This is a genomic window from Pseudomonas sp. HPB0071, assembly GCF_000478505.2.
Lineage (GTDB): Bacteria > Pseudomonadota > Gammaproteobacteria > Pseudomonadales > Pseudomonadaceae > Chryseomonas > Chryseomonas luteola.
The window spans coordinates 1227062-1253253 of the sequence record NZ_KI517367.1; the positions used below are offsets into that span (position 1 = coordinate 1227062).

At 58.1% G+C, this 26192-nt stretch carries 19 protein-coding genes and 1 pseudogene; 14 read left to right on the forward strand and 6 right to left on the reverse strand.

The genetic code is table 11. The annotated features are described in order from the left end of the window. The first annotated feature begins 26 nt into the window (after nt 1-26). From HMPREF1487_RS06065 to HMPREF1487_RS06085, 5 genes are all read left to right on the forward strand, one after another. On the forward strand, nt 27-1907 hold the full coding sequence (locus tag HMPREF1487_RS06065; RefSeq protein ID WP_010795731.1) for a sigma-54-dependent Fis family transcriptional regulator: 1881 nt from the start codon (nt 27-29) through the stop codon (nt 1905-1907). A 215-nt stretch (nt 1908-2122) separates the two neighbouring features. Then, nucleotides 2123-3829: a peptidoglycan D,D-transpeptidase FtsI family protein gene (locus HMPREF1487_RS06070; protein ID WP_010795732.1), complete on the forward strand. Its 1707-nt coding sequence runs from the start codon at nt 2123-2125 to the stop codon at nt 3827-3829. A gap of 456 nt (nt 3830-4285) precedes the next feature. Further along, on the forward strand, nt 4286-6175 hold the full coding sequence (locus HMPREF1487_RS06075) for a pyruvate kinase (RefSeq protein ID WP_010795733.1): 1890 nt from the start codon (nt 4286-4288) through the stop codon (nt 6173-6175). A gap of 231 nt (nt 6176-6406) precedes the next feature. Beyond that, nucleotides 6407-8452 carry a M13 family metallopeptidase gene (locus tag HMPREF1487_RS06080; RefSeq protein ID WP_010795734.1) on the forward strand — a complete coding sequence of 682 codons (2046 nt, stop codon included), beginning with the start codon at nt 6407-6409 and terminating at the stop codon, nt 8450-8452. 66 nt (nt 8453-8518) lie between these two features. Continuing rightward, nucleotides 8519-9172: an HAD family hydrolase gene (locus HMPREF1487_RS06085; protein WP_010795735.1), complete on the forward strand. Its 654-nt coding sequence runs from the start codon at nt 8519-8521 to the stop codon at nt 9170-9172. Here HMPREF1487_RS06085 and HMPREF1487_RS06090 read toward each other — a convergent pair whose 3' ends face one another. Next, entirely contained in the window at nt 9173-9355 is a 183-nt protein-coding gene (locus HMPREF1487_RS06090; protein ID WP_010795736.1) for a hypothetical protein, read from the reverse strand. A gap of 77 nt (nt 9356-9432) precedes the next feature. On the opposite strand from HMPREF1487_RS06090, the gene HMPREF1487_RS06095 reads away from it, so the two are divergent. Together HMPREF1487_RS06095 and HMPREF1487_RS06100 are read left to right on the forward strand one after the other, a co-directional pair. Continuing rightward, nucleotides 9433-9960 (forward strand): GNAT family N-acetyltransferase, encoded by a 528-nt coding sequence (locus tag HMPREF1487_RS06095; protein ID WP_010795737.1) that lies wholly within the window; start codon nt 9433-9435, stop codon nt 9958-9960. A 325-nt stretch (nt 9961-10285) separates the two neighbouring features. Beyond that, the gene (locus tag HMPREF1487_RS06100; protein WP_010795738.1) at nt 10286-11101 is read left to right on the forward strand and encodes a DUF1206 domain-containing protein; all 816 of its coding nucleotides are present in this window, start codon (nt 10286-10288) and stop codon (nt 11099-11101) included. 39 nt (nt 11102-11140) lie between these two features. Here the strand turns inward: HMPREF1487_RS06100 and HMPREF1487_RS06105 are convergent, their stop codons facing one another. The 3 genes from HMPREF1487_RS06105 to HMPREF1487_RS06115 form a co-directional block, all read right to left on the reverse strand. Further along, nucleotides 11141-11674, reverse strand: coding sequence for a 2,4'-dihydroxyacetophenone dioxygenase family protein (locus HMPREF1487_RS06105; RefSeq protein WP_010795739.1), 534 nt, complete (start codon nt 11672-11674; stop codon nt 11141-11143). 90 nt (nt 11675-11764) lie between these two features. Then, a complete protein-coding gene (uvsE, locus tag HMPREF1487_RS06110) occupies nt 11765-12790 on the reverse strand; it encodes a UV DNA damage repair endonuclease UvsE (protein WP_010795740.1) in 1026 nt (341 codons plus the stop codon). A gap of 125 nt (nt 12791-12915) precedes the next feature. Continuing rightward, on the reverse strand, nt 12916-13809 hold the full coding sequence (locus tag HMPREF1487_RS06115; protein WP_010795741.1) for a LysR substrate-binding domain-containing protein: 894 nt from the start codon (nt 13807-13809) through the stop codon (nt 12916-12918). 142 nt (nt 13810-13951) lie between these two features. On the opposite strand from HMPREF1487_RS06115, the gene HMPREF1487_RS06120 reads away from it, so the two are divergent. The 4 genes and pseudogenes from HMPREF1487_RS06120 (at nt 13952) to HMPREF1487_RS06135 (ending at nt 21650) form a co-directional block, all read left to right on the forward strand. Next, nucleotides 13952-14536 (forward strand): NAD(P)H-dependent oxidoreductase, encoded by a 585-nt coding sequence (locus HMPREF1487_RS06120; RefSeq protein WP_010795742.1) that lies wholly within the window; start codon nt 13952-13954, stop codon nt 14534-14536. Between the two features lie 183 nt (nt 14537-14719). Beyond that, nucleotides 14720-17799 (forward strand): annotated as a pseudogene (locus HMPREF1487_RS06125) (autotransporter domain-containing protein). Between the two features lie 319 nt (nt 17800-18118). After that, the gene (locus HMPREF1487_RS06130; protein WP_010795744.1) at nt 18119-20782 is read left to right on the forward strand and encodes a GAF domain-containing protein; all 2664 of its coding nucleotides are present in this window, start codon (nt 18119-18121) and stop codon (nt 20780-20782) included. A gap of 106 nt (nt 20783-20888) precedes the next feature. After that, a complete protein-coding gene (locus HMPREF1487_RS06135) occupies nt 20889-21650 on the forward strand; it encodes a YkgJ family cysteine cluster protein (RefSeq protein ID WP_010795745.1) in 762 nt (253 codons plus the stop codon). Nucleotides 21651-21720: 70 nt separating this feature from the next. Here HMPREF1487_RS06135 and gltP read toward each other — a convergent pair whose 3' ends face one another. Beyond that, on the reverse strand, nt 21721-23067 hold the full coding sequence (gene gltP, locus HMPREF1487_RS06140; RefSeq protein WP_010795746.1) for a glutamate/aspartate:proton symporter GltP: 1347 nt from the start codon (nt 23065-23067) through the stop codon (nt 21721-21723). A gap of 333 nt (nt 23068-23400) precedes the next feature. Further along, a complete protein-coding gene (locus HMPREF1487_RS06145; protein ID WP_010795747.1) occupies nt 23401-23778 on the reverse strand; it encodes a DUF6970 domain-containing protein in 378 nt (125 codons plus the stop codon). A gap of 122 nt (nt 23779-23900) precedes the next feature. On the opposite strand from HMPREF1487_RS06145, the gene HMPREF1487_RS06150 reads away from it, so the two are divergent. The 3 genes from HMPREF1487_RS06150 (at nt 23901) to HMPREF1487_RS06165 (ending at nt 26165) form a co-directional block, all read left to right on the forward strand. Then, nucleotides 23901-24104 carry a hypothetical protein gene (locus tag HMPREF1487_RS06150; protein ID WP_010795748.1) on the forward strand — a complete coding sequence of 68 codons (204 nt, stop codon included), beginning with the start codon at nt 23901-23903 and terminating at the stop codon, nt 24102-24104. Between the two features lie 356 nt (nt 24105-24460). Continuing rightward, nucleotides 24461-25408, forward strand: coding sequence for an extracellular solute-binding protein (locus HMPREF1487_RS06160; RefSeq protein WP_010795751.1), 948 nt, complete (start codon nt 24461-24463; stop codon nt 25406-25408). Continuing rightward, nucleotides 25380-26165 carry a molybdate ABC transporter permease subunit gene (locus tag HMPREF1487_RS06165; RefSeq protein ID WP_010795752.1) on the forward strand — a complete coding sequence of 262 codons (786 nt, stop codon included), beginning with the start codon at nt 25380-25382 and terminating at the stop codon, nt 26163-26165. Before HMPREF1487_RS06160 ends, HMPREF1487_RS06165 begins: the two co-directional genes overlap by 29 nt. Nucleotides 26166-26192: the final 27 nt, after the last annotated feature.

Genomic DNA, 26192 nt, shown 5'->3' on the forward strand with positions numbered 1-26192 from the left:
AATTCACCTTGCGGAGCACAATAAGAATGACTGCCACACCCATGAGTCGTCACACGCGTCAGGTGCTTGCCGTTGGTCATGGTCTGGGCCAGGCCGACACCGATCCAGCCATTGCCCGTTCGTGGCGCCGCTGTCTCGAACAGCACCGCCTGGATCCGTCCACTGCCACCTCGCCCAGCGTACTCGAGCACCCTCGTATCCTTGAGCAGCGCGAGCGCTCGCAACGGGTACTGGAAATCGCCCATGGCGAGATGAATCGCCTGCATCAGCAGCTCGCGGGTGCCGGTCATGCCGTCCTGCTTACCGATGCCAGCGGCCTTATTCTCGATTGCATCACCCACGAGGCCGAACGAGACACCTTTCAGCGAGCAGGCCTGTGGTTGGGAGCAGACTGGAGCGAATCCTGCGAGGGCACCAATGGCATCGGCACCTGCGCGGTCGAACGGCATGCACTGACGATTCATCAGGATGAGCACTTCCGCAATCGCCACACCATCCTAACATGCTCCGCCAGCCCGGTATTCGACCCTGCCGGAGACCTTTTGGCCGTACTGGATGTGTCCTCGGCGCGGCGCACCGTTTCCCGGCAGAGCCAGTTTCACACCATAGCGCTGGTCAACCTGTCGGCCAAGCTCATCGAAAGCTGCTATTTCCTGCGTCAATGCGAGGACAGTTATCTGCTGCGCTTCCATACCCAGCCGGATTACGTCGGGCTGCTGAGTGAAGGCTTGCTGGCGTTTGATGAGTCTGGCCGAATCAGCGCCATCAACGAAAGCGCGCTGAACCTCCTGAGCACGACGCGACCGGCCCTTCTGGGGCAACCCGTGGAGGCGCTCGTCGAGCTTCCCCTTGCTTCGTTACTTGATCGTGCACAACCGCATCCTACACATTGCTGGCCGCTGTACAGCACTGAGGGAACACGCTTCTATGGGCAGCTGCGAGCGCCGCACAAGCTTGTTCATTCCGTGCCTGTCCGTACCCCGCCGCGTCCAGCGCTGTGCCTCGAAGATCCTGCCCTTGCGCGGGAGTTCGAGCGCGCCCGCAAGGTCATGGAGCGCGATGTTCCGGTGCTGCTCACCGGTGAGACGGGGACCGGCAAGGAGGCCTTCGCCAAAGCCCTGCATCTGGCCGGTTCGCGCGCCAGTAAGCCTTTTATTGCTCTTAACTGCGCGGCGATCCCGGAATCACTTATCGAAAGCGAGTTGTTCGGCTACGCCGGTGGCACGTTTACCGGTGCGCGTAAGGAAGGCATGCGTGGCAAGCTACTCGAAGCCCACGGCGGCACCCTGTTTCTCGACGAGATCGGCGATATGCCCCTGATGTTGCAGACCCGCCTGCTGCGCGTACTGGAGGAACGGCAGGTCGTTCCGCTGGGCGGACAACCGCAGACGATTGACATCCGCATCATTAGCGCCACCCACCGCGATCTCAGGATACGGGTAGGCGACGGCAGCTTTCGAGAGGATTTGTACTACCGGCTCAACGGTCTGGTGGTGAGCCTGCCGCCGGTACGTGAGCGGCTCGACAAGGCCGCGCTGCTCAATCACTTGCTGCTTGAAGAGGCGCAGGGCCAGAGCCTGCACCTGGACGCCGAGGCTCGCCAGGCCCTGCTTGGGTATCAATGGCCAGGCAATGTTCGTCAGTTGCGCAATGTCCTGCGAACCCTGGTGGCCTTGTGTGAGGATGGGGTGATTCGCAGGGGTGATCTGCCGCAGGAGATTTCCAGCCCAGCGAGCCTGCCCGCCCTGACGCTGGATGCGCCTCTGGAAGATGCCGAAAAGACCGCTCTGCTCCTGATACTGGAGCAGGAACATTGGCAGATGACACGCACGGCCGAACGCCTTGGCATAAGCCGAAACACGCTTTACCGGAAGCTGCACAAGCACGGCATTACACCCAGACGCTAGCGATCCCGCTTGCGGGAGCCGCTCAAGACCGGTGGTTTGGCGGAATGACCATTGGTCGTGTCGCGCCTTCGAGATCGAAAGATGCCTACGCTGATGCGAAACCCATCGCCAACTACTGGCACCTTTACGGTACTATCCGCGCTTTCTCGCCTCATCGGGCCAGCAGGCCTGAAGATGGCCTGCCCAGGCATTGAACACGTCAAGTTGCCAAGACCATGAATGGATTTTCAAACCGCTACCGTTTTCATGCGGTGTTATTTTTTTTGTTCCTGCTTACTCTGGCCGTCGCGTCCAGGCTGGTCTATCTCCGAGTTCATGACAGTGAGTTCCTGATCGATCAGGGCGAACGACGCAGCGTTCGTCATATCCCCATCCCCGTTACCCGCGGCCTGATTACCGACCGCAATGGCTCCCCCCTGGCCGTCTCAACCGAAGTGTCGACGATCTGGTGCAACCCTTCGGAAATGAAGGAGAGCATGGACCGGGTGCCTGCGCTGGCAGCGGCACTGCATCGTCCCGCCGGCGAGCTTGTGTCCTATATCAAGGCCCGCTCGGAAAAGCATTTCCTTTACCTGGCCCGTGGCCTGTCTCCCATCGAAGGCGAGGACATCATGGCGCTCGATATCAAGGGCGTGCACCAGCTCAAGGAGTACAAGCGCTATTACCCTACCTCCGACCTGACAGCCCAGTTGATTGGTCTGGTGAATCTGGATGGCGAAGGCCAGGAAGGCGTGGAGCTGGGCTACAACGAGTGGCTCAGCGGGAAAGCAGGCGTTCGCGAGGTGCTGATCAACCCGCGCGGCTCCATCGTCAAGAACATCAAGGTCGACAAACAGCCCAAGCCCAGCCAGGATATTGCCCTGTCCATCGACTTGCGTCTGCAGTTCGAGGCCTATCGCGCCCTGCAGGAGGCAGTAACCAAGTTTGGTGCCCTGTCCGGCTCGGCCGTACTGGTCAACCCCAAGAATGGTCAGATCCTGGCCATGGCGAACTTTCCGTCTTATAACCCGAACAACCGGGCATCCATCAACCCGACTTTCATGCGTAACCGCGCGCTAACCGATGTGTTCGAACCCGGCTCGGTTATCAAGCCGTTCAGCATGTCAGCAGCGCTGGCCACGGGAAAATTCAACGAAAATACCCAGGTGAGTGTGGCGCCGGGCTGGTTTGTCATCGACGGCCACACGATTCGCGACGTAGCACGTCGGGACATCCTGACCATGACCGGCGTGCTGATCAACTCGTCGAACATCGGCATGAGCAAGGTTGCCTTGGAAGTCGGTCCCAAACCTATCCTTGAGCAGCTGGCCCGGGTCGGCTTTGGCTCGCCCCTGTCTCTGGGTTTCCCGGGTGAAAACGCAGGTTATCTGCCCAACCATGTGAAATGGTCCAGAATCGCCACAGCCAGCATGTCCTATGGCTATAGTCTAGCCGTCAATACCGCCGAGCTGGCCCAGGCCTATACGGTCTTTGCCAATGACGGAAAGCTTGCCCCACTCTCGCTGCTGCGCGATAACCCACAACAACTGGTGCCTGCGATGGACCCACAGGTGGCGCATCGGATTCGCATGATGCTCAAGGAGGTAGTGGAAGATCCTAGCGGTGTCGTGCGCGCCCGGGTGCCGGGCTATCAGGTGGCAGGGAAAAGTGGTACTGCCCGTCGCTCCGGGGGCGGCGGCTACAAGGAGCATGCCTATCGTTCGATGTTCGTAGGCATGGCGCCCGCCAGCGATCCCAAGCTGGTACTGGCCGTGATGATGGACTCCCCGACCAAGATCGGCTACTACGGCGGTCTGGTTTCGGCACCGGTGTTCAGCCAAATCATGTCAGGTGCGCTGCGCGCGCTGGCCATTCCGCCCGACAACCTGCCGCCTACCAATACCGCCCAGAGTGAAACACCAGCCCCTCACTCCCATACGTGAGTGAGGGCTTGCCGGAGAGGATTTCGAGGAGATCCTTTTTCCGGCCCAACGAAAAAACCCCGCCTAGGCGGGGTTTTTGCTGACCGCTCGATATCCTTATCGAGTGCCATCCTGGCGGGTCTTTCATCCTTGAGGCTCATGAGCGCGTCCTGCGCTGCATTCCATGGGTAAGAAGATTACGCCACCGCCGCCTTCTTCCCTAGCGTCAATCACAGTCACTTCTTGTAAGCCTTTGCCTACATAGATAGCTTTCTGAGCAGATATGCCATTACCGTAATCTCATGAAACAAAGCGTCCGCTATCCTGCAGAACACCCACAGTCTGGTTCTTTCTAAACCTTCGCCTGTCCCCATAAGGGCACCCCTACATACCAACGTCACATACCTGTGCTTAGCTCGGCCGACGCGACGTAATGACGCCTGTTGCCATCCGGACTTTGACTGTTGAGGTTATCATTTGAACACCAGGACACTTCCCCCAGGCGCACTGATACCGGCCGATATCGAAGCGGCCCTGTCCGAACTGATCGCGCTGCGTGACGAGATGATCACGGCGGCCTGTGACGCACCCATCCTGGCGGAGCATGTGCACCAGAGCTATACCGAGAGCGCACATAACCTACTTAACTATCTGGCGCTACGCCGTCATGACATCCGGCCGCTACAGGCACGCCTGGCACGGCTGGGACTGTCGTCGCTGGGGCGCTCGGAAGCGTACATCCTGGTTGCAATCACCACCCTTATTGAAATCCTGCAAAAGCTCTCCGGCAGCAAGAACGCGCCCCCTCCCTATGAGCCGCTGGGCATGGACCGGGGCGAGCAGCTGCTGCATGAGCACACCGAGGCTCTGTTTGGCGCAACGCCTGTCGGGCGTGGAGTCCGAATCATGGTGACCATGCCCAGCGAGGCCGCACAGGACTACTCGCTTGTGCATGATTTGCTGGCGGCCGGCATGGACAGCATGCGCATCAACTGTGCTCATGACGACGCCAAGACCTGGCAACAGATGATTGAACATGCACGCCGAGCGGAAAAGGCCCTTGGCAAGCCTTGCCGCGTCATGATGGACCTTGCGGGTCCCAAGCTGCGCACCGGGCAAATCAACGCAGGCCCGGCCGTGATACGCGTCAAGCCGACCCGCGATGATTTCGGTCGAGCAGTCAAGCCAGCCCGCCTCTGGCTGACCGCCAGAGAAAACCCTCAAGCTCCACCGACCCAGGCAGATGCCAGCCTGCCGGTGGCAGCGGACTGGTTATCGAATCTCCAGCCACATACACAGATAATCCTTCACGATGCCCGCGGCTCGAAGCGGCAGATCGAGATCGTTGATATCTCCCGCGAAGGGTGCTGGGGCGAACTCTACAAGACCGCCTACCTGACGCCGAACACAGCCCTCTCGATCAAAGACAGGAAAGGCCGGAAACGCGAGACACGCATTGCGCCCTTCCCGGCTCAAGAGCAGGCCATCAAGCTGGTGGAGGGCGATGTGCTGATTCTGACCAAGGATCAACATACCGGGCATCCGGCAACCTACGACAGTTTCGGAGAAGTCCTGACCCCAGCGTCCATCGGCTGCACGCTGCCGGAAATCTTCGAGGATGTACGGGCTGGCGAGCCAGTCTGGTTCGACGATGGCAAGATTGGCGGAATCATTGATTCGGTGCAGAGCGAGACGCTGCGTATCCGTATCACCCACGCGCCTGGGGGTGGCAAGCTCAAGAGCGACAAAGGCATCAACTTTCCGGACAGTCATCTGCGTCTCGATGCGCTTACGCCCCATGACATCGAAGCCCTGGCGTTCGCAGCCGAGCATGCCGACGTGGTCGAGTTCTCTTTCGTTAACACGGCAGATGACGTCAGGACCCTGCTCCATCACATTGATCGACTGAACGCCCATGAGCTGGGCGTCGTGCTCAAGATCGAGACACGTCGAGGCTTCGAGAACCTGCCGGCGCTGCTCTTTGCAGGCATGAACCTTCCGCGTTTCGGCGTCATGATCGCGCGGGGCGATCTGGCGGTAGAAAGCGGCTTCGAACGACTGGCTGAGCTTCAGGAAGAAATACTTTGTCTGTGCGAAGCGGCCCATGTGCCGGTGATCTGGGCGACCCAGGTATTGGAAACCCTGGCCAAGAAAGGCGCGCCGTCGCGGGCCGAGATTACGGATGCCGCCATGGGCGTACGGGCCGAATGCGTGATGCTGAACAAGGGTCCGCACATTCTGAAGGCCGTCCATACTCTGCATGATCTGCTGGCACGCATGCAGGCGCATCACTCCAAGAAGCGGGATCTCCTGCGAAAACTTCAGGTAGCGCAGCAACCTACTCTGGCGGCCAGCTGCCCGGAGTGACACCTTACCGTGCCGATAGCGGGCACCATTTTGCAGCCAGGCGCTCTACAAGGGATGTTCCATAGCCCAAAACAGTGCCAGAGCCGCGTGCTTCTGGTACGTTCACCGCAGACATAACGGGAGTGATACGCCCTCGGCAGTGCCTGGCCCCGCCCTTGCAAAGCCGTTGGCCTCGCCATAAGCGAGCCCGTTATAGTCACGTGCGTGACCGCTAATCCCAATGGAGATCCCATGAGACATATCTTTGCCGGCGCCGTTTGTGTACTGGCGTTGAGCGCCTGCGGTAAATCGGAATTTGTCCAGCCCCAAACCCCTGCCAACACGCTGCAGTCCGGCATCAAGAAGGAGAACTTCGATCCCGGCGTCCGGCCTCAGGATGATTTTTTCAACGCCATTAACGGTCAATGGTTGAAAAACACACCTATCCCGGCCGACAAGACCAGCTACGGCGCCTTCCATGCCATTGCCGATACCACCGAGAAACAGCTGCACGCCATCATCGAGGCGCTGGCCGCCAAGCCCGACAAGGCTACTGGCAGCGACGAGCAGAAAATCGGCGACCTATATGCCTCCTTCATGAATGAAGCCGCCATTGAGGCGCAGGGGCTCAAACCCTTGCAGGGTGCGTTCGATGCTATCGACTCCATTCATGATCGTCGCTCGCTGCTCATCACAATGGCCCGCCTCCAGCGGCTGGGTATCGATGTTCCGCTCGAACCCTATGTCACTCAGGATGCTAAGGACTCCAAGCGATACGTAGCCGAGATTGCCCAGTCCGGTCTCAGCCTGCCCGACCGGGATTACTACCTGATCGATGACACGTCATTCGCCGAGATCCGCTCCGGCTTCGTTTCGCACGTGCAGCGCATGTTGGACCTGGCCAACCTCCCTGACCCTGCCGGTAGTGCCCGCAAAGTGGCTGCATTGGAAAAGCAGATCGCCCTGGCCCAGTGGGACAAGGTCGACAACCGCGACCCCATCAAGACCTACAATGCCTATGAGCCCACCCAACTGCGTACGCTGACCCGTGCCATCGACTGGCCGTCGTACCTGAAGGAGACCGGCTTTGTCGATCAACACCCGATCATTGTTGAACAGCCCAGCTACATCACGGGGCTTGGCAAGCTGTTGACGTCTACACCGCTCTCCACCTGGAAAACCTATCTCAAGTGGCACGTCCTGCATGCCTATGCCCAGGCACTACCGCACGCCTATGCCCAGGAGGATTTCGCATTCTTCCAGCAGACCCTGAACGGCGCCAAGGAGCAGCGTCCACGGTGGAAGCGTGGCGTAAGTGCGGTTGAAGGCAGCCTGGGTGAAGCTCTGGGCAAGGAATATGTCGCGCGTCATTTTCCGCCGGAAAACAAGGCCCGCATGGAGGCGCTGGTGCGCAACCTCATCGCCGCCTATGGGCAGGCTATGGATAAGCTGGACTGGATGAGCGAAGACACCCGCCAGGCAGCCAAGGCCAAGCTGGCGAAGTTCACCTACAAGATCGGGTACCCCAACCAGTGGCGTGACTACTCATCCTTGCACATCGCCCCGGATGACCTGATCGGCAACCTGCAGCGGGCCCAGACATTCGAGTATCAACGCAGCCTTGCCAAACTCGGCAAGCCGGTCGATCCAGATGAGTGGGCCATGACGCCACAAACAGTCAACGCCTATTACAACCCGCTGCGTAACGAGATCGTCTTCCCGGCCGCCATCCTGCAACCGCCCTTCTTCAACATGCAGGCAGAAGATGCTGTCAATTACGGTGGTATCGGTGCAGTCATCGGCCACGAAATCAGTCATGGTTTCGATGATCAGGGCTCGCAGTTCGATGGCGACGGTAATCTGCGAGAATGGTGGACCAAGACAGACCGCGAGCGCTTCGCAAAGCGTGCGACAGCGCTGGCTGAACAGTACTCGGCCTATGAGCCGGTACCGGGCTATCACATCAATGGCCGCTTTACCCTGGGTGAAAATATTGCCGACCTGGGTGGCGTAACGATCTCCTACTCGGCGTATCACCTGTCATTGAACGGCAAACCTGCCCCTGTCATTGACGGCATGACGGCCGAACAGCGCTTCTTTACCGGATGGGCGCAGGTCTGGTGCACCAAGTACACACAACAGAACCTGCTCAATCGTCTGAAAACCGACCCGCACTCACCGGCGCAATACCGCACCAATGGGGTGCTGAGTAACGTGCCTGGTTTCTACGAGGCCTATGACGTCAAGCCAGACGACCAGATGTACCTGCCCCCGGACAAGCGCATCAAGATCTGGTAAGCCCCTCCCCTCCCGGTGAGCCTGAATCCTTTCAGGCTCACCCTTGGAGCCATTTAGGACATGCTGATGCTCAATACACTGATATTCGATCTCGACGGAACCCTGACTGATACCGATCCGGTTCATTACCAGGCCTGGAAGCAACTTCTGGCCCGCGAGGGACGCAACTTGAGTGAAGAAGACTTCAGGCGTCACATTTCGGGTCGCGCCAACGACGCAGTTTGTAAAGACCTCTATCCAGACAAGACGCCCGATGAGCACACAGTGATTGCAAACGAAAAGGAAGCCTTGCTGCGTGAGTTAGCCAACACACTCGAGCCCACCGCTGGCCTTGAAACGTTGTTGAGCTACGCGGACCAACAGGGATGGAAACACGCGATCGTGACCAATGCCCCGCGTGCCAATGTCCACCACATGCTCAAGGCGCTTGGACTGGAAAACCGCTTTCCCCTGGTCGTGCTGGGTGAAGAGCTGGAACGTTCGAAGCCGGATCCCCTTCCCTATACCACTGCGTTGAATACGCTGGAGATCCAGCCCCGGCAGGCGCTGGTTTTCGAGGATTCTATTCCCGGCCTGACGGCAGCCAAGGCAGCAGGAATCGTTACGGTCGGTATTACCTCAACACTGACAGCCGATGAACTGCTGGCAGCCGGCGCCGATCTGGCAATAGCAGACTTCAACGACCCCAGGCTCTGGGAAATGCTGAAACGAACCTCCTGATCAGGCGACGGTATGCAACTCGGCCAAGGTGCTCATTTGCACTTGTGCCTCCTGACGCGTGGTGAACGGACCACTGATGCGCTCGCCATTGCGTACCAGATACCAGCAGACCATAAAACCGGCCTCCCGAAGCGCAGCAGGTACGGCACTGCCTACTACTGACATGATTTGAACAATGGGCATAAGGACCTCTATCTACTCTTAAGCCAGGCTTCACAGTACGCTGTGATTGATACCTTGAGAAATCGACAGGATTGATAGTGGTCATTAACGGTTCAAAGGTCCGACGAAATGATGACCCTCTTTTGATTGAAGCCATTACCGCCCTTGACGATGCCCAGCGCCAGGCGCTGCTCAGCCTTGAATTACACCCTGAGCAGATAGCCTTTCCAGGCACGCCTGAGGCTGCACTGATGAGTCTTGAGGAGCAGTCACCTCGGCATGTACAAGGGTTCACCCTGTTGGAAGCAGGCCTGCCGGCAGGTCTGCTTCTACTCAAGCGGCCTCCCCTGTCTCCCCAGTGGGTCAGCGCCGATGCCTGCTCGCTCCATGCCTTGCAAATCGCGGCTCGCGCACAGGGCCGAGGGCTGGGCAAAGCCTGCCTGCGGGCGCTTCCCGAGCTGGTCTGCAGGCAGTGGCCCGATATCCGGCATATTCAACTAGCAGTAGACGCCCACAATGAATCAGCGCTGGGGCTCTATTTAAAAGAAGGATGGATCGATGAGGGCAGGACGTATAAAGGACGCGTCGGTCTGGAACGTCGACTGACCCGGAGAATAGACTGCTAAACAGCGGTGAAACGGAAAAACCCCGCCGTAGCGGGGTTTCGTTGACCATGCTCGACATCCTGTCAAGCTGCCATCCTGGCGGTCATATCGGGTCCTTGATCTACCATGAGCGCTTCCGTGCGCTGCTCCGATGTAAATAGATTACGCCTCTCCCTTCGTTTCCCCTAGAGCCAACCGCTGAGAGTCCTTGTAAGCTTTTTCCTACAAATACTGGCCAATCGCCTTTCGTCCGTTTGGCTTGCTACCCCAGCCGTGAATACGAACCGCCGCCTCAGTCGCCGGGTCTTTTCCTGTATCCCTCATAACTACAGGAAACCTAATCAGCATGACTCCCAACCGAGGCCTTACCTGGCTGGCCCGTGGTGGCTACGCTGCCCGAGGCGTGGTGTACCTCATTATCGGTGGCTTCGCGTTACTGGCAGCCATAGGCTCAGGACAGCCCGTCGACAGTCATCAGAGCCTGCAAACCGTATTGGCGCAACCGTCCGGCAGTACCCTGCTCTGGATTGTGGTGATCGGGCTTGCAGCCTTTGCAGCCTGGCGTGCCGTACAGGCTCTACGAGATTCGGATCATCACGGCACGGATCTCAAAGGATTAACGATCCGTACAGGACTCCTCGCCAGTGGCGTGACATATGTCCTCCTGGCGCTCTTCGCCCTAGGCCTTCTGATCAGCGGTTTCAAAACTCCTGGTGAGGGCGGAGGCTCTGGAGGTGGTGGTCAGGCACAGGACTTTCTTTCACACCTGCTCAGCTGGGACCACTCCAATATAGTGATACGGCTGATAGCCCTGATTCCGCTGGGTGTAGGCATTGCCCATATCATCAAGGGGTGGAAGGCCTCCTTCGAACGGTATTTCGAGGCGGATGAAGGTGTCATGCGCATGGTACGCCCCGTCTCCCGATTCGGACTGATTGCACGGGGGGTGGCCTTTATCGAGATTGCCGTACTGCTGGCTGTCAGTGGCTCACGCTACGATGCAATGCACCCACCGGGAATCAAGGAGGCTCTCAACGGGCTTCAGAACTTGCCTTTCGGCCATATCATTCTGCTGGTGGTTGCGCTGGGTTTGATCGCCTTTGCGGTCTACAGCTTTGCCGAAGCGGTATGGCGTCGTATCAATATGAACGTCCCGGTATGACGTAGCGCCCTGCAAGGCAGGATCGCAGGGCGCTTTTACCTAGCGGAACAAGGTATCGACGTAATCTGCGCCGATACCGACGCGCTCGAAATGCTCCCGGCAGAGCTTGATATAGTCGTGTACATCGAAATAGCCCGCGGCGTTGCCGTCCTGATCCAGCCAGATCAGAGGGCCCTTGACGATAAAGAAGACCCGCATCGGCTCATCATAATCATAAGCCACCAGCGTATGCCCCTCGCCAGGCGTTTCGTAAACGAAGTCGCCGGCTCTGGCCGTCCAGCCATGCTCCAGGTAGCCCCACTTTCCAGAGATGGTATAGGCAAAAACCTCATGGGGATGGTAATGACGGTTCACCAGGCCCGCCTGTTTGGCCATGAGGACATCGCACCACTTGTTCTCGGAGGGCGAGATCCATAACGGGCGACTCGAGACGGTATCGGTAAACGGCACGTAATAGCGCTCGTCTTCTGTCGGCGCGTCCTCGATGTAGACCTCAGGCCTGGCATCGGGCTTCAAGCTGTTGGGAATCGGCTGGAGTTCTTTCCAGAATTCACGACGGGCGAGTTCAGGCATGGCAGTGCTCCTCTTATTATTGTTCTAGTGACTATAGCCAGCTTACGGGGCTTTGCAGGCCAGAAACCGGAGAGTGTCCAGGTTTGAGACCTAGGCAGCTTTTTGAACCATGTATTGTTCGTAGAAATCGATCACGGCGAGGTTTTTGTGCTTGGCTTCGAACATGATGTCGAACTCGTCCAGAAATGACTTGGCGTATTCGTTACACCAGCGGTTCCACATCCGGTCGCTGTGACCATACAGGTCACGCTTGTTGACCTTGGTCAGCAGCTGCTCCATTTCAATCTTCTCGTCAGCCGAGATACCCAGCTCCATCAACATCTCCTGGGACTGTGAGTAGTGCATGGCCGGACGTACGCCCCGCCAGCTTTCAACGATGCGCTTTACCCGTGGGTCATGACGGTCGATGTAGCGACCTTCGTGAATCCAGCAGTGGTGGATATCCAGAACGACCGGAGCGTGGTCGGCTAGCTCAAGGCAGGCGTCGACACCGTATTTCTTTTCCTCGTTCTCAAAGGTTATGCAGTTGCGGGCCACGTCTGACAGGCGCGGCCAGATATGCAGGATGCCTTCGACGCCCAGCTTGCCCGCAATGTGGATATTGCATTTGAAATCCTGAAACTGCCGTCCATAGCCCATCATGCGGATCATATCGGCGTGGTATTCAAATTCGCGGATACTGTTTTCCACCGTATCCGGGTTATCCGAGGCCAGCACGCAATACTGCCCCGGGTGCATGGAGAGGCGAATGTCATGGGTACGCGCATAGTCACCGATACCTTGGAACTGTTCGGAGATGAAATCCCGGATAGCCGTGGAGTCGTAGAAATAGGCATAACTGGGATGGCTGTAGAACGGCAGGATATCGCTGCTCATGCGCATCATGTGCAGGTGAACCGGCAAAGAATTGACATACTGCAACAGACGCATCTGGGCCTGAAGATTGTGCTCGATCACATAGAGCAGCTTTTCTTCGGCCGCCTCGGTTGTCTGGCTGGACAGCCAACGTAGCGTGGTGGTCTTGCCATTGTAGAGCCGCTCGATGGCTTCGATCTCTTTTGCAGGCAGGCTTCTGTCGGGATGGCGGTAATTGCAGGCAAAGCCGATCCGGTACATGGCAAACTCCTTCGAGGCACGGACAGGCGTTGCTCATAGGCATCACCTGTTCTGGATAACATTTTATTAGGAGGCTGTATTCGGGCCGAAGTGCCTGAACAGCGATCGCTACCGGTCGACAGACGCTACAAGCGCTCGCGCAAATGCTCTGCAATAAAGTCCAGAAACAGCGTGATCCGCAGTGAGAGTTGGGTATTGCGGTAGTAGACCGCATTGATGATCTGAAAGGAGTCCTGCACCTGATCCCTCATGATCGGAACAAGCAGACCCTGCTCGCGAGCCGACCGTGTCATGTAGTCCGCCAGGCACACAATCCCCTGTCCGGCCAGTGCCAATGCCTGAATCGTCATCCCGCTTGAGGCGGATATATCGGGCGAAACCGCCAGCGTAGCGCCTCGCTCGTTTGGTAGCGGCCACTGATTGAGGTGATCAAGCTGGCTGAAACCGATCAAGGTATGTTTATGCAGGTCAGCGACAGCAAGCGGTGTCCCATGCCTATTCAAGTAGTCCGGGCTGGCCAGCAGGCTGAGCCTGCTCTGCCCCAACGGTCGCGCGTGCAGAGTAGAGTCACGCAATTCGCCGATCCGGATGGCAACATCCGTGCGCTGCTCCAGCAGGTCGATGAAGCGGTCATTCGTGTCCAGCTCCAGCGTAATGCCGGGATACTGTTCACGGAACAGGCCCACCAACGGGACGATAACGTGGTACATGAAAGACGGTGCCGCATTTACCCGCAAACGGCCTGCCGGCCGTTGCCGCCGGATCGCCAGTTGCTCCTCGGCCTCATCGACCGAGGCCAGGATGGCACGGACCTGGGTCAGGAAATGCCGTCCCTCATCGGTAAGCTCCAGACGCCGGGTCGTGCGACGTAACAGTGTGGTGTCAAGCTTTTGCTCAAGGCGGCTAAGAGCGCGGCTCACGCCCGAAACGGTTTGTCCCAACTGGTCGGCCGCTGCGGTTATGGAGCCCGTTTCGACAACGGTCTTGAATACCAGATGTTCTTCCAGCGTGGTTTTCATGCCTGCCTTCGCCCGTCATTCTTGATTTCAAATCAATTATCTTTTCCAGTTTATCTACTTTAACGACAAGCATGTGCGGAGGACACTGTACCGCTTTCTGGCGCACCCCTTTTGCGCCCTACCCGTTTAAGTGGGAGCTTTCATGAATATCTTGTTGATCAATGGCGGCAAATCGTTCGCCCATTCCGCAGGGCGTTATAACGAAACCCTGCACACTCTGGCTGTAGGCCATCTGAGCGAGCTGGGTCATACCGTCAAGGAAACCGTGATCGAGTCGGGTTACGATGTTGAGGCTGAAGTCCAGAAGTACCTATGGGCTGATGCCATCATTTATCAGATGCCGGGGTGGTGGATGGGCGCCCCCTGGACCGTCAAGAAGTATCTGGACGAGGTCCTGACCGCCGGCCACGGCTCTCTATATGCCAACGATGGTCGTACCCGTAGCGATCCTACCAAGCAGTACGGCACCGGTGGCCTGCTGCAGGGCCGTCGCTACATGCTGTCCCTGACCTGGAACGCACCGCGTGAAGCGTTCGACGAGCCGGGCAACTTCTTCGAGGGCAAAGGTGTGGACGGTGTGTACTTCCCCTTCCACAAGTCGCAGCAGTTTGTAGGCCTTGAGGCCCTGCCGACCTATCTGGCGAATGATGTCATCAAGGCGCCGGATATCGAGCGTCATCAGGCCGAATACAAAGCGCACCTGACGCGCGTATTCGGTCAGCAGTAATCAGTCTGCGTCAGCATGAAGCCCGGTCTAGACCGGGCTTTTTCATGGCCGCTTAAAAGTCGTCGCACAACCCAATTGTCATGTTCCCGCCACAGAACTGAAAAGCTGGCTACGTACGCTCCTCGACCTTTGTACCGCTTTGTACCTTTTCGTAAAGCTTCGGATACATGAAAGGAGTCGTTAGTGAGACCGTCAAACGTCAGTTCGTGTGTGGTCGCTTCATCGTTCGTTCTGTCCCTGTTGGCTGCATCAGTACAAGCGGCCGGTCGTGCCGATAACAACGCCATCAACGGTGTGGACCTGCTGTCTGGCTTCAATACGCTCTGGACACCCGGCGCCACGTGGAATACCGGTACGCCGACCGCGCTGGGGGCACCGATTCTTCAGCGTAACGTTCAGTATGTTGTGGACCTTCCCATACTCGGACACGTGAGCAGGAAATCGCAGCCTATTACGATGACCGTCGCAACCAGAGCTATAGCGCCATCGATGGGCTGGGCTCACTGGCGGACGGATACCGCGCAGGTTCCGGTGCCTTTACCACCATCACCACGTTCGACGACTCCAACCAGACCGTCAAATACGACGACAAGGGCAACGGTGCAGGCGAGACCTCATCCGCCCTGGGCAAGGTTGTCCAGCTGGTCGGTGCGGTGCGCAACGATGCATCCACTACACCCGCCAAGAATGCCTATCAGTACCCTCGCCCCTGGCGCCAGACCCAGGAAGAGATTATTCAGCCCTCCCTGCGGCCGGCTCGCAGCAGCACTCCAGAAACGGACGGCGGCTTTCCCAGTGGACATACCAACGCGGCTTATCTTTCCTCGATTGCCCTGAGCTATGCCATCCCGCAGCGCTTCGAAGAACTGATGCTGCGCGCCTCGGAGGTAGGTAACAACCGGATCGTCGCAGGTATGCATTCGCCGTTCGATGTAATAGGCGGCCGTATCACCGCGACCTACTTTGCTATCGACAACCTCACCAATAACGCCCAACTTCGCAATGAGGCTTTTCAGCAGGCGCAGGCATACTTCACCGAGCAGTGCGGTGGCGATATCAACAACTGCATGGATCCAATCGACCCGGCAACGGACCGCTTCTCGCAACATGCGCAGGACAAGGCGCTGTATACCTCACGCATGACCTATGGCTTTGCGCCGGTAGGCCCGACAGACCTTGCGCCCATCGTGCCGGTCAATGCCGAAGTGCTGCTGGAAACCCGCTTCCCCTATCTGGACGCCAGCCAGCGTCGTGATGTGCTAGCCAGTACCGAAATCTCGTCCGGCTATGTGGTCATCGATGAGTCCAACGGCTATGGCCGCTTGAACCTGTTGGCGGCTGGTGATGGCTACGGGGCCTTCACCTCCGACGTAACGGTCAACATGGATGCCAGCCTCGGCGGCTTCAACGCCAAGGATGCCTGGCGAAATAACATCAGCGGTAGCGGTGGGCTGATCAAGAATGGCACCGGCGAGCTGACGCTAAGTGGCGAAAATACCTATACCGGCGGCACGACGATCAACGGCGGTACGCTCAGGGGCTATGCCCGCGCGTTTGGCAGCGGTGCCATCACCAACAACGCCACCCTTGTGCTGGACCAGTCCGTCGACGATACGATGGGCAACACCCTTGCCGGTAACGGCTCGCTGATCAAGTCCGGAGCCGGCTCGCTGGACCTGACCGGCAATAGCAGCTTTTCGGGTACCACAGCAGTCAACGAAGGCCGCCTGGCCGTGAACGGCAGCCTCGCCAACTCTGCCGTTACCGTCAACCAGGGCGCGACCCTGGGTGGCAACGGTACGGTCGGCACCCTCGTCGTGGCCCAGGGCGGCATCGTCGCGCCCGGAAACTCCGTCGGACAGTTGAACGTGAACGGTAATGTCACGCTCGCCAATGGAGCGGTCTATCAGGTTGAAACCAACGAGGCCGGCCAGACGGATCGCATCGTCGCGACCGGTAGCGCCACGATCGATAACAGCACGCTGTCGCTGGTCCAGAGCGGCAACTGGCAACCCTTGACGCGTTATTCCATCCTGACAGCCAATGGCGGGGTTACCGGCACCTTTGCCAACGTCACCTCCAACTATGCCTTCCTGACGCCCACGCTCAGCTACTCTGCCAATGGTGTTGAGTTGGCGCTGGAGCGCAACAGCACTGCCTTTGCCTCCCTGGGCACGACCCGTAACGAGCGTGCCGTTGCGGCTGGGCTGGATAGCATCGTAGCTGGCAGTGCGTTGTGGGATCAGGTGGCACAGTTGGACACGGCGACGGCGCAGCAGACCTTCCGTGCGCTGTCGAATGAACTGCACGCCTCTACCCAGACAGCATTGGTCGAGGACAGCCGCCTGGTCCGTAACGCCATGACGGATCGCCTGCATAATGCCCAGGTCTCGGCAGCTGATACCGCGCCGGGCATGCAGAACCTGATGGGCGATAACGCTAGGGGTGTGGTCTGGACGCAAGCCCTTGGCGCCTGGGGCAAGACCGATAGCACACATAACGTCTCAGGTCTGGATACGCACACCACCGGCATCCTGTTCGGCGCTGATGCACCGCTTAACGATACCTGGCGCCTGGGCGCGCTGGCAGGTTATAGCCACAGTGACTTCGACCTGCACCACACCTCGGGCTCGTCCAAGAGCGACAACTATCATCTGGGTCTGTACGCCGGCGCCCAATGGGATGCCCTGAGCCTGAAGCTGGGCGCGGCGCACACCTGGCATGACATTGATGCCAAGCGCACCCTGTCCGTTCTGGGCAGTGCCGATCGGCTGTCGCCTAATTATGATGCAGGCACCACGCAGGTGTTTGGCGAACTGGGTTATCTGATCAGGCAGGATCAGGTGACGCTGGAGCCCTTCGCGGGCCTTGCCCATGTCCGTGTGCATACCGACAGCTTCCATGAGCGCAGCGGTGCCCTGGCGCTGGATAACAAATCCCAGGATACAGACGTGACCTTCAGCGCTCTGGGCTTGCGTGCGTCGACTACGGCCTCGGTTGGCAGCGTACAACTCAAGCCCAGCGCAACTCTCGGGTGGCGGCATGCCTTTGGCGACGTAACGCCTGAGCACAAGGCAGCGTTCGAGGGTGGCAATACATTCACCCTGGAAGGCGCACCGATTGCTCGCAACGCAGCCGTTATCGAAGGCGCAGTGGATATGGCCCTGAACGAAACGGTCAGCGTAGGGATCAGCTACGGCGGCCAACTCAGCAGCGATACCACTGATCAGAATGTCAAAGCCAACCTGAGCTTGCGCTTCTAAGCATCTGGATGGCCTCTTTGGAGGCCATCCCCCACCTGACAACGAAATGGTTTGAGACCATAAAACTGTGACGATCGTCAGATCTGTATTGCCAGCCTCCCCTCCTGCCAGTAGATTCCGCGCCCAATGCCCATCGGCTGTAGATGAAGTTGTTGGTAAGCCTGATGAGTAGCTGCGCGCCTTGATCGCCCACGCGCGCCCTGCGGCCTGTTTTTAACAGAGCGAAGCCACGTCAAGCAGCCCAACATCCTCCTCATATACCCAAGGTCCCGCTAGCCGGCGGCTTTGTTTCTGCCTGCCCCGTTGTAGAGCCGTTTACATGTTGGATGTCGAACTCAATTCAATCATGCCGCAGGATGCGCTCACTCCAGACGTGGATCGCTTTGAAATTCTCAACCGGATTGGTGCCCGCCTGGCTGCCGAACTGGACCTGGACAAGCTGGTGCAGGAAGCGACCGATGCAGCCGTTGCGTTGATTCATGCGCAGTTCGGCGCGTTCTTCTACAACGTGCTGAACGAGCAGGGTGAAAGTTACATGCTGTATGCGCTGTCGGGTGTACCGCGCGAAGCGTTTGCTGATTTTCCCATGCCGCGTAACACCGCCGTCTTTGCGCCAACCTTCAAGGGCGAGGGCATCGTACGCTCTGATGACATCACCCAGGACCCCCGTTACGGAAAAAGCGCCCCCCATGCTGGAATGCCTGAAGGGCATTTGCCAGTGCGCAGCTATCTGGCCGTCCCGGTGGTTTCACGCTCCGGCGAGGTACTGGGCGGCATGCTGTTTGGCCACGCCGAGCCCGGCATGTTTACCGAAGAGCACGAATACCTGCTGGATGGCATTGCCGGTCAGGCGGCCATTGCCATCGACAATGCCCGTCTCTTCCGCAAGGCCCAGAACGAGTTGGCCGAGCGCAAGCGGGCCGAGCAATTGGCACATGAGCGCAGCAACCGCCTAGAGCTGCTGTCCGAGGCCATCGAGAAAGCACCTTCCGCCCACACGTTGGAGGAGCTGATCGAGATCGTGAGTCATGCAGCACGTCGGCTTTCCAATGCTGATGGGGTCGCGATCGTGCTGCGCGAAGGCGATCAGTGCTTCTACGCTGCCGAGATCACGCCCGAACCGCTGTGGAAGGGTCAACGGTTCGCCATTACCGACTGCATCTCCGGCTGGGCCATGACTCACCTGGAAACAGCAGTGATTCCCGATGTGCAGGATGATCCCAGGCTGATCAAACGCTTTTACACGCCTACCTTCATCAAGAGCCTTGTGATGGTGCCCCTAGTCAGCGATGGACGCGCTACCGCTGCCATCGGCGCGTACTGGGCCAGACTCCATACGCCTGAACCGGCCGAGATTGCTACGCTTGAAGCGCTGGCGCGCGCGGCCGGGGCCGTACTCAAGCGCCTGGAGGCGGAGCAGGCACTGCGCAAGCTGAACGAGACGCTGGAAGCGCAGGTAGCCGAACGCACCGCCGACCGGGACCGGATGTGGCGACTGTCAACAGACGTCATGCTGGTGGCCCGCTTCGATGGCACCATTACGGCGGCCAACCCGGCCTGGAAAACACTGTTTGGCTGGAACGAAAAGGAGTTGATTGGCCGCTCCTACTTCGACTTTACCCATCCTGATGACAGGCAGCGCACCCTGGCCGAGACAGAAAGTCTCGCCAAGGGAATCACCACCATGCGCTTCGAAAACCGATACCTGCGCAAGGATGGCAGCTACGGTTGGCTGTCCTGGATTGCCGTTCCGGATGGCACACTCATCCATGCCGTAGGTCGAGAAATCACCGCAGAAAAGGAGCAGGCCGAAGCGCTGCGAATGGCTGAAGAAGCCTTGCGTCAGTCGCAGAAGATGGAAGCGCTGGGACAGCTGACGGGTGGCATCGCCCATGATTTCAACAACCTGCTGACAGGCATCATCGGCTCGCTCGATATCATGCAGACCCGCCTGGCCCAGGGCCGTGTCGAGGCTATCGAGCGTTACGCCAAGGCCGCGATGACCTCTGCCAACCGAGCTGCCGCGCTGACTCATCGCCTGCTGGCCTTTGCCCGCCGACAGCCGCTGGACCCCAAGCCCGTCAATGTGAACAAGCTGGTCGTCTCGATGGAAGACCTCCTGCATCGCACCCTGGGCGAGAGCATTCAGATGGAGCTGGTTACTGTGGGCGGGTTGTGGATTACCTTGTGTGATGCCAACCAGCTCGAAAGCGCCATTCTTAATCTGGCGATCAATGCGCGCGACGCCATGTCCAACGGTGGCCGTCTCGTGATCGAAACCTGCAATGCCCATTTGGATCAGGCCTATACGTCACGCCAGCGCAACATAAAGCCCGGACAGTATGTGTGCATCTCCGTAACCGATACCGGCGTTGGCATGCCCAGGAAAGTCATTGAGCGGGCATTTGATCCTTTCTTCACGACCAAGCCCATCGGGCAAGGTACGGGGCTTGGCCTGTCGATGATCTATGGCTTCATTCGTCAGTCCGAGGGCCATGCCACTATCTATTCTGAAGTGGGCATCGGTACGACGGTAAAACTGTATCTGCCGCGTTTTCAGGGCTCGCACGAAGAGGATCGCGAAGAAACAGGCCTGACCGACGCCTACCGCACCGAGCACGGTGAGACGGTGCTGATTGTCGAGGACGAGCCCATTGTTCGCGAGCTGATCGTCGAGGTCCTCAAGGACTTGGGTTATAAGGCCTTGCAAGCCCATGACGGACCGTCCGGGCTCAAGATCATTCAGTCATCCCAGCCTATCGATCTGCTCATCACCGACATTGGCTTGCCCGGCCTCAACGGTCGCCAGCTGGCTGATGCCGCCCGCGAGCTACGCAGCGACCTGAAGGTTCTGTTCATTACCGGCTATGCTGAAAACGCGACGCTGGCGAGCGGCTTTCTGGAGCCCGGTATGGAAATGGTCACCAAACCCTTTGCCGTGGAAAAGCTGGCCATCCGTATCCGCGAGATGATCGAGCACTAACAGGTTCGCCAGCCCTTGCAAGGCTGGCGCGCTAATTGCTCGGAAGAGGTTTTCCTGGCGGCGGTGCCTGTTTTCCGCCGCTCGTTCAACCAGTTCTGGGTCCGACATGAATACTCGATTCGCCTGTAACGGCTGCGGCAAGTGCTGCAACGATCATCACGTCCCTTTGACGCTTCAGGAAGCCAAGGCCTGGGCAACCGATGGCGGCCAATTGATCATTCTGGTCGAAGGCTTTCTGGACAATGGCTACGGAGTGCCCGTCAACCAGCGTGAGCATGTACAGCGCCGTTCGCTACCGGTTCGTTGCGGCAATACACAGGCCTACGTCTCTATCACCTTCGCCGCGTATAACGTTGGCCCGTGCCGCAACCTGGACGACAGTAATCGCTGTTCGATCTATGAGCGTCGCCCCCTGGTCTGCCGGATCTACCCAATGGAAATCAATCCGCATATTCCGCTGCGCCCGGATTTGAAGGACTGCGCGCCTGAAACCTGGCAGTCCGGCCCTGAGCTGATTCATGGGGGGCGCCTCATGGATACAGAGCTGGCAGCTCTGATCGAGCGCTCCCGGCAGGCGGACCGCGAAGAAGTAGGCGCAAAGGCGGAAATCTGCCGTTTGCTGGGCATTCGTACCATGGCGCTCAAGGGGGATGGCTATACCGTTTTCCTGCCAGACCTAGGTGCCTTCCTGAATGCAGTGGATCAGGTAGAGGCCAGCCCTGAACAACCCTGGCCGCCGCTTGAAGAGGAAGAGTGGTCAATGCGGGTTTCGAGCGATGACCTTGCCAGCCAACTCGAAGAAACCGGTGCCATGATCGCTTCGGCCCTGGAAAACATCGGGTTCATCTCGCTCAGCAAGGTATCCTGACAGACGAAAAACGGGCCGGTCACCAATCTGCACCCAAAGAAGAAGCCGCTTTTCAGCGGCTTCTTTTCGATCAGGATTGTGCAATATCCGACTTGGTCATGTTGCCGTATGCCTGCGTCTTATCATGACGCCAATGCGGCAGGGAGTTCCAGTAACGCTCGCCTTTTTCAGCGTCGTACAAACCTTCCCAACGGGCAATGACCAGAACCGCCAGGGCATTACCGATTACGTTCAGGGCCGTACGCGCCATGTCCATGATGCGGTCCACGCCAGCAATGAATGCCAGACCTTCCAATGGAATACCCACGCTGCCCAGGGTAGCCAGCAGCACCACGAAGGATACACCCGGTACACCGGCGATGCCCTTGGAAGTCACCATCAGGGTCAGGACCAGCAGAAGCTGCTGACCAAGACTCAGATCGATGCCATAGAGCTGGGCGATGAAAATGGCTGCAATGCTCTGATACAGCGTCGAGCCGTCCAGATTGAAGGAATACCCTGTTGGAACCACAAAGCTGCTGATCGACTTGGGCGCACCGTAGGCTTCCATCTTTTCGATGATACGCGGCAGTACGGTTTCGGAACTGGCCGTGGAGTACGCCAGGATCAGCTCGTCCTTGAAAATGCGGATCAGCTTCATGACCGAGAAGCCGAACAGCTTGGCCACCAGTCCTAGCACCACTAGAGCAAAGAACAGGATGGCGACATAAACCAGGATCACCAGCTTGGCCAGCGGCAGCAGCGAGGAGAAACCAAAGTTGGCCACGGTTACAGAAATCAGCGCGAACACACCGATGGGCGCGTAGCGCATGATCATGTGGGTAACCTTGAACATGGCTTCGGAAATGCCCTGGAACACACGAACCACGGGCTCACGCGTACTGTCAGGCAGCGCGCCCAGGCCTAGTCCGAACATCACCGAGAAAAAGATGATGGGCAGCATCTCGCCACGGGCCACCGCAGCAAAGATATTGGAAGGGATCAGGTTGAGGATGGTCGCCACGAGCGCATGGTCGTGCTGAACCTCCTGCGTGGTCTTCTGGTACTGGGAGATATCCACCGTACCCAGGGTAGACATGTCGATCCCTGAGCCAGGCTGGAAGAAGTTGGCCAGCATCAGTCCCACCACAATGGCAATCGTGGTGACAATCTCAAAATACACGATGGTCTTGAGGCCGATGCGCCCCAGCTTTTTCGAGTCCCCTACCCCGGCGATGCCTACGATGAGGGTGGAGATCACGATGGGTATGACAATCATCTTGATCAGGCGAATGAAGATATCGCCGCCTGGCTTGAGAACATTGTCGATCCACCAGGCTTTTTCGCCGCTGAAGTGGTTGAGAAGCGCTCCGACTGCAATTCCCAGGGCAAGACCGATGAGAATCTGCCAGGCAAGACTAAGCTTGGGCTTGGACATGAATGTATATCCCCGTTGTTCTAGTTTTGGCGTTGTAATGGAAGGCGCCAGAAAAAGAGAATTGGCGCAAAAAGGCGGCCATCATTGGCTGACGAGACACTACCGTCTAATGCCGCTCCTATCTGCCCTATACCGATTCGGCATGGGCATGCCTCTTGATTTCCTTTAAAAACAAAGAGTTGGCTAGTCTACCACAGGCCAAAACAAACACAGCCGTCTAGAATATTTCTGAGGAATAGATCAGCTAAACGGTATTTCAAGGCCGTAGCCGCCAGGATCCGTACGCGGGCAATCACTTTTGCCGATGTTCAGGCTCAAGAGTACAACGGCACCCTAGTTCCTGGCAGGCGTGCGGCTGGCCTTGGAGGAGCGATCGTCCTGCCAGAGAGGCTCCATGCGCTGGCGATCCAGACTGAACGCAGGGCAGCGCCTATCACCACCGGCGATGCCACCGCTGGGATAACACCATAACGTACCGTCAACCCGGTAGAGTTCACTGGGTATGTCACAGCAGGCCGGAGAAACGTAATAAGCGGTCTCTCCCTCAAACGTCGTCCTGAAAATACGTCTGGGCGGATTGGCCTCAGGCAGCGCCTGTAACGACTTGATCCTGGCCTTTAACCAGTCCGGGGTATCTGCGGACTCCGTTGGGGTAGACACTTTCGAGCATCCTGCCACTGTCACCAACAGTAGTATCCATGCGATTCTCATGCAGCATTCCCTCTATTCATCGTTACGTCATTAAAGCAGATGGGCGAAAGTGCCGGAGGATCGCTCCGGAACTCGCCTTCGGGTGCAGGCTCGAAATAACGCACCCATCCGAGGACAACATCATGCACAAGACTCTTGCCTCTGCCGTCTTGCTGGCCAGTGCACTTGGCTTGGCCGCCTGTGAAAAGACTTCCGAAGACAACAAGACTGGCAGTCAGCCTACCAACGAGCAGGCGCAAGGCGCCGTGTCCAGCCCTGCCAGCGAGCAGGGCGTCAAGCAGGAACTGGCACCCGCTGCCAGAGCCTCTGACGAGAAGAAGCCCTAACGGTCGACTTACAGGCGTCTTACTCACGCAATAGCAAAAGGCTTACATCGCATGCCTGTAGTCAGCGCTATTGCCCGCGCCTTATCCTGCGTAATCTACACACATCGGACTGCAGCGCAGGAAGCGCTCAGGGAGATCAAGGACGAATGACCACGCCAGGATGGCAGCTTGCCAGGGATGTCGAGTATGGTCAGCAAAACCCGCTTCGGCGGGTTTTTTATTGCCTGCAAAAAGGTGCTCTTCCAACCGCTTTCGAACAGGTGGCCTCAAGCACGTTCAGCGCTAGCGCCGTCACGTTCATTGACAGCGCGTTGAAAATCCATATCGTTATATAGCTAACTATATAGCGATTATGCATGATGAACCTCACTCTGAAAGCTCTTATTCCTTCACGCCTGCTGGGCGTTACACTTGTGTCGCTCCTCTTCTCGACCTCCCCCGCCCATGCGGCTGATGATTTTCGTGTGACCTATGCAGGGTCGATGGGCGTGGTGATGGACAAGTCGCTTGGCCCGGCTTTCGCGCAACGTGAACAGGTCAATTACCAGGGACAAGGCCAGGGCGCCTATGGCATGGCCAACTTGTTGGCGTCCAGGAAAGTGGTAGCGGACGTTTTTGTATCCATCACGCCTGGGCCGATTGCCGTTCTACAAAAGGCCGGGCTGGTCGATACCGCCGAACCGGTCGCCAGTACCAGCATGGTGATCGCCTACAACCCGAAAGGAAAATATGCCGAGGCATTTCGCGCCGCCAGTGAAAATCCGACGCAGGCGACTCCTTGGTGGAAAGTCCTGCAGACACCATCACTGTGCTTTGGCCGCACCGATCCGGTAACCGACCCCCAGGGACAAAACATTATTTTCACGCTGATGCTGGCCAGCCGGTATTACCATCAGCCTGATCTGGCTGAAAAGGTACTGGGCGACACGCGAAATCCGCAGCAGGTATTTGCCGAAGGTGGGCTGCTGACGCGGCTGGAAGCCGGTCAGGTCGACGCAGCCTCCGGCTATGAAAGTGCTACGCGCTCAGCCGGTTTGCCCTATATCAAGTTGCCGGACGAGATCAATCTGAGCAATCCGGCCATGGAGGCAGACTGGTACAACCAGGCCAGCTTCGAGATTACCGACCCGCAAGGCAAGCGCAAGACACTCCATACCCAGCCGCTGGTGTTCTATGCCGCCGTGTTAAAAAACGCACCTCATCCTGAACAGGCTCAACAATTCATTGCGTTCATGAAGAGTCCGGAAGGCCAGGCGCTGTTCGAGAAAAACGGTTATGACCGCCCGAAAGGTGGGTCGATCTGAGTTGAACGCGCTCTGGTTGGGGATGCCGGCGGTCCTTCTGTTGATCATCCCTTTCATGACACTGGTACTGGTCACCCCCTGGTCAGGCTTTCACCTTGCCTATGGCGATGGCCAGGCAGTGGCCGTGTCACTGGGTATGAGCGCTATCTCATTGCCGGTAATCATTCTGCTTGGCCTGCCTCTGGCCGTATGGCTGGCCAGGACTCGATCCGTGTGGCGAGGCGCAGTGGAAATGGCTGTTCTCGTACCGCTGCTGGCGCCGCCCCTGGCGCTGGGTATCCTGTTGGTATCTGCCTACGGAGCCTATGGTTCGCTGGGGGAAGTGCTCTCTGCCATTGGTCTTGAACTCAATAACAACGCAGCCGCCTTTGTCCTGGCACAAATTTACGGCGGACTCCCCTACTTTGTACTGTCGGCTCGCTCGGCATTTGAGCAGGTGCCGGTCGAGACCGAAGAAGCTGGTAGAACGCTGGGGGCCTGTGCCTGGCAGATCTTTCTGCGGCTCACCCTACCCCAGGCAGCCCGCGGGCTGGCCGCTGCACTGGCCATTACTTGGGTAAGGGTGATAGGCGAGTTTGGCATCGTGCTGGTATTTAGCTATTTCCCGCAGGGGATTCCAGTCAAGCTGTTCATCAACCTGCAAAACGAAGGCGTCGACTCGGTATACACCCTGCTGTGGGTTCTGCTGATCACTACCCTTCCCCTCCCACTGTGGTGCGTGATGTGGGCGGGCCGCAGAGGAGCCGCGAGCCACTAGTACAGCGTTCTGCCTGTTGTCCTGAGC

What these genes read in the sequence shown, in the direction of transcription:
- uvsE (WP_010795740.1), bottom strand. Translation starts at nt 12,790, where the DNA reads ATGTACCGGATCGGCTTTGCCTGCAATTACCGCCATCCCGACAGAAGC.
- HMPREF1487_RS06130 (WP_010795744.1), top strand. Translation starts at nt 18,119, where the DNA reads ATGTTGGATGTCGAACTCAATTCAATCATGCCGCAGGATGCGCTCACT.
- HMPREF1487_RS06165 (WP_010795752.1), top strand. Translation starts at nt 25,380, where the DNA reads ATGACCGCCCGAAAGGTGGGTCGATCTGAGTTGAACGCGCTCTGGTTG.
- HMPREF1487_RS06070 (WP_010795732.1), top strand. Translation starts at nt 2,123, where the DNA reads ATGAATGGATTTTCAAACCGCTACCGTTTTCATGCGGTGTTATTTTTT.
- HMPREF1487_RS06085 (WP_010795735.1), top strand. Translation starts at nt 8,519, where the DNA reads ATGCTCAATACACTGATATTCGATCTCGACGGAACCCTGACTGATACC.
- HMPREF1487_RS06090 (WP_010795736.1), bottom strand. Translation starts at nt 9,355, where the DNA reads ATGCCCATTGTTCAAATCATGTCAGTAGTAGGCAGTGCCGTACCTGCT.
- HMPREF1487_RS06145 (WP_010795747.1), bottom strand. Translation starts at nt 23,778, where the DNA reads ATGAGAATCGCATGGATACTACTGTTGGTGACAGTGGCAGGATGCTCG.
- HMPREF1487_RS06160 (WP_010795751.1), top strand. Translation starts at nt 24,461, where the DNA reads ATGATGAACCTCACTCTGAAAGCTCTTATTCCTTCACGCCTGCTGGGC.
- HMPREF1487_RS06150 (WP_010795748.1), top strand. Translation starts at nt 23,901, where the DNA reads ATGCACAAGACTCTTGCCTCTGCCGTCTTGCTGGCCAGTGCACTTGGC.
- HMPREF1487_RS06065 (WP_010795731.1), top strand. Translation starts at nt 27, where the DNA reads ATGACTGCCACACCCATGAGTCGTCACACGCGTCAGGTGCTTGCCGTT.
- HMPREF1487_RS06100 (WP_010795738.1), top strand. Translation starts at nt 10,286, where the DNA reads ATGACTCCCAACCGAGGCCTTACCTGGCTGGCCCGTGGTGGCTACGCT.
- HMPREF1487_RS06115 (WP_010795741.1), bottom strand. Translation starts at nt 13,809, where the DNA reads ATGAAAACCACGCTGGAAGAACATCTGGTATTCAAGACCGTTGTCGAA.
- HMPREF1487_RS06120 (WP_010795742.1), top strand. Translation starts at nt 13,952, where the DNA reads ATGAATATCTTGTTGATCAATGGCGGCAAATCGTTCGCCCATTCCGCA.
- HMPREF1487_RS06135 (WP_010795745.1), top strand. Translation starts at nt 20,889, where the DNA reads ATGAATACTCGATTCGCCTGTAACGGCTGCGGCAAGTGCTGCAACGAT.
- HMPREF1487_RS06105 (WP_010795739.1), bottom strand. Translation starts at nt 11,674, where the DNA reads ATGCCTGAACTCGCCCGTCGTGAATTCTGGAAAGAACTCCAGCCGATT.
- gltP (WP_010795746.1), bottom strand. Translation starts at nt 23,067, where the DNA reads ATGTCCAAGCCCAAGCTTAGTCTTGCCTGGCAGATTCTCATCGGTCTT.
- HMPREF1487_RS06080 (WP_010795734.1), top strand. Translation starts at nt 6,407, where the DNA reads ATGAGACATATCTTTGCCGGCGCCGTTTGTGTACTGGCGTTGAGCGCC.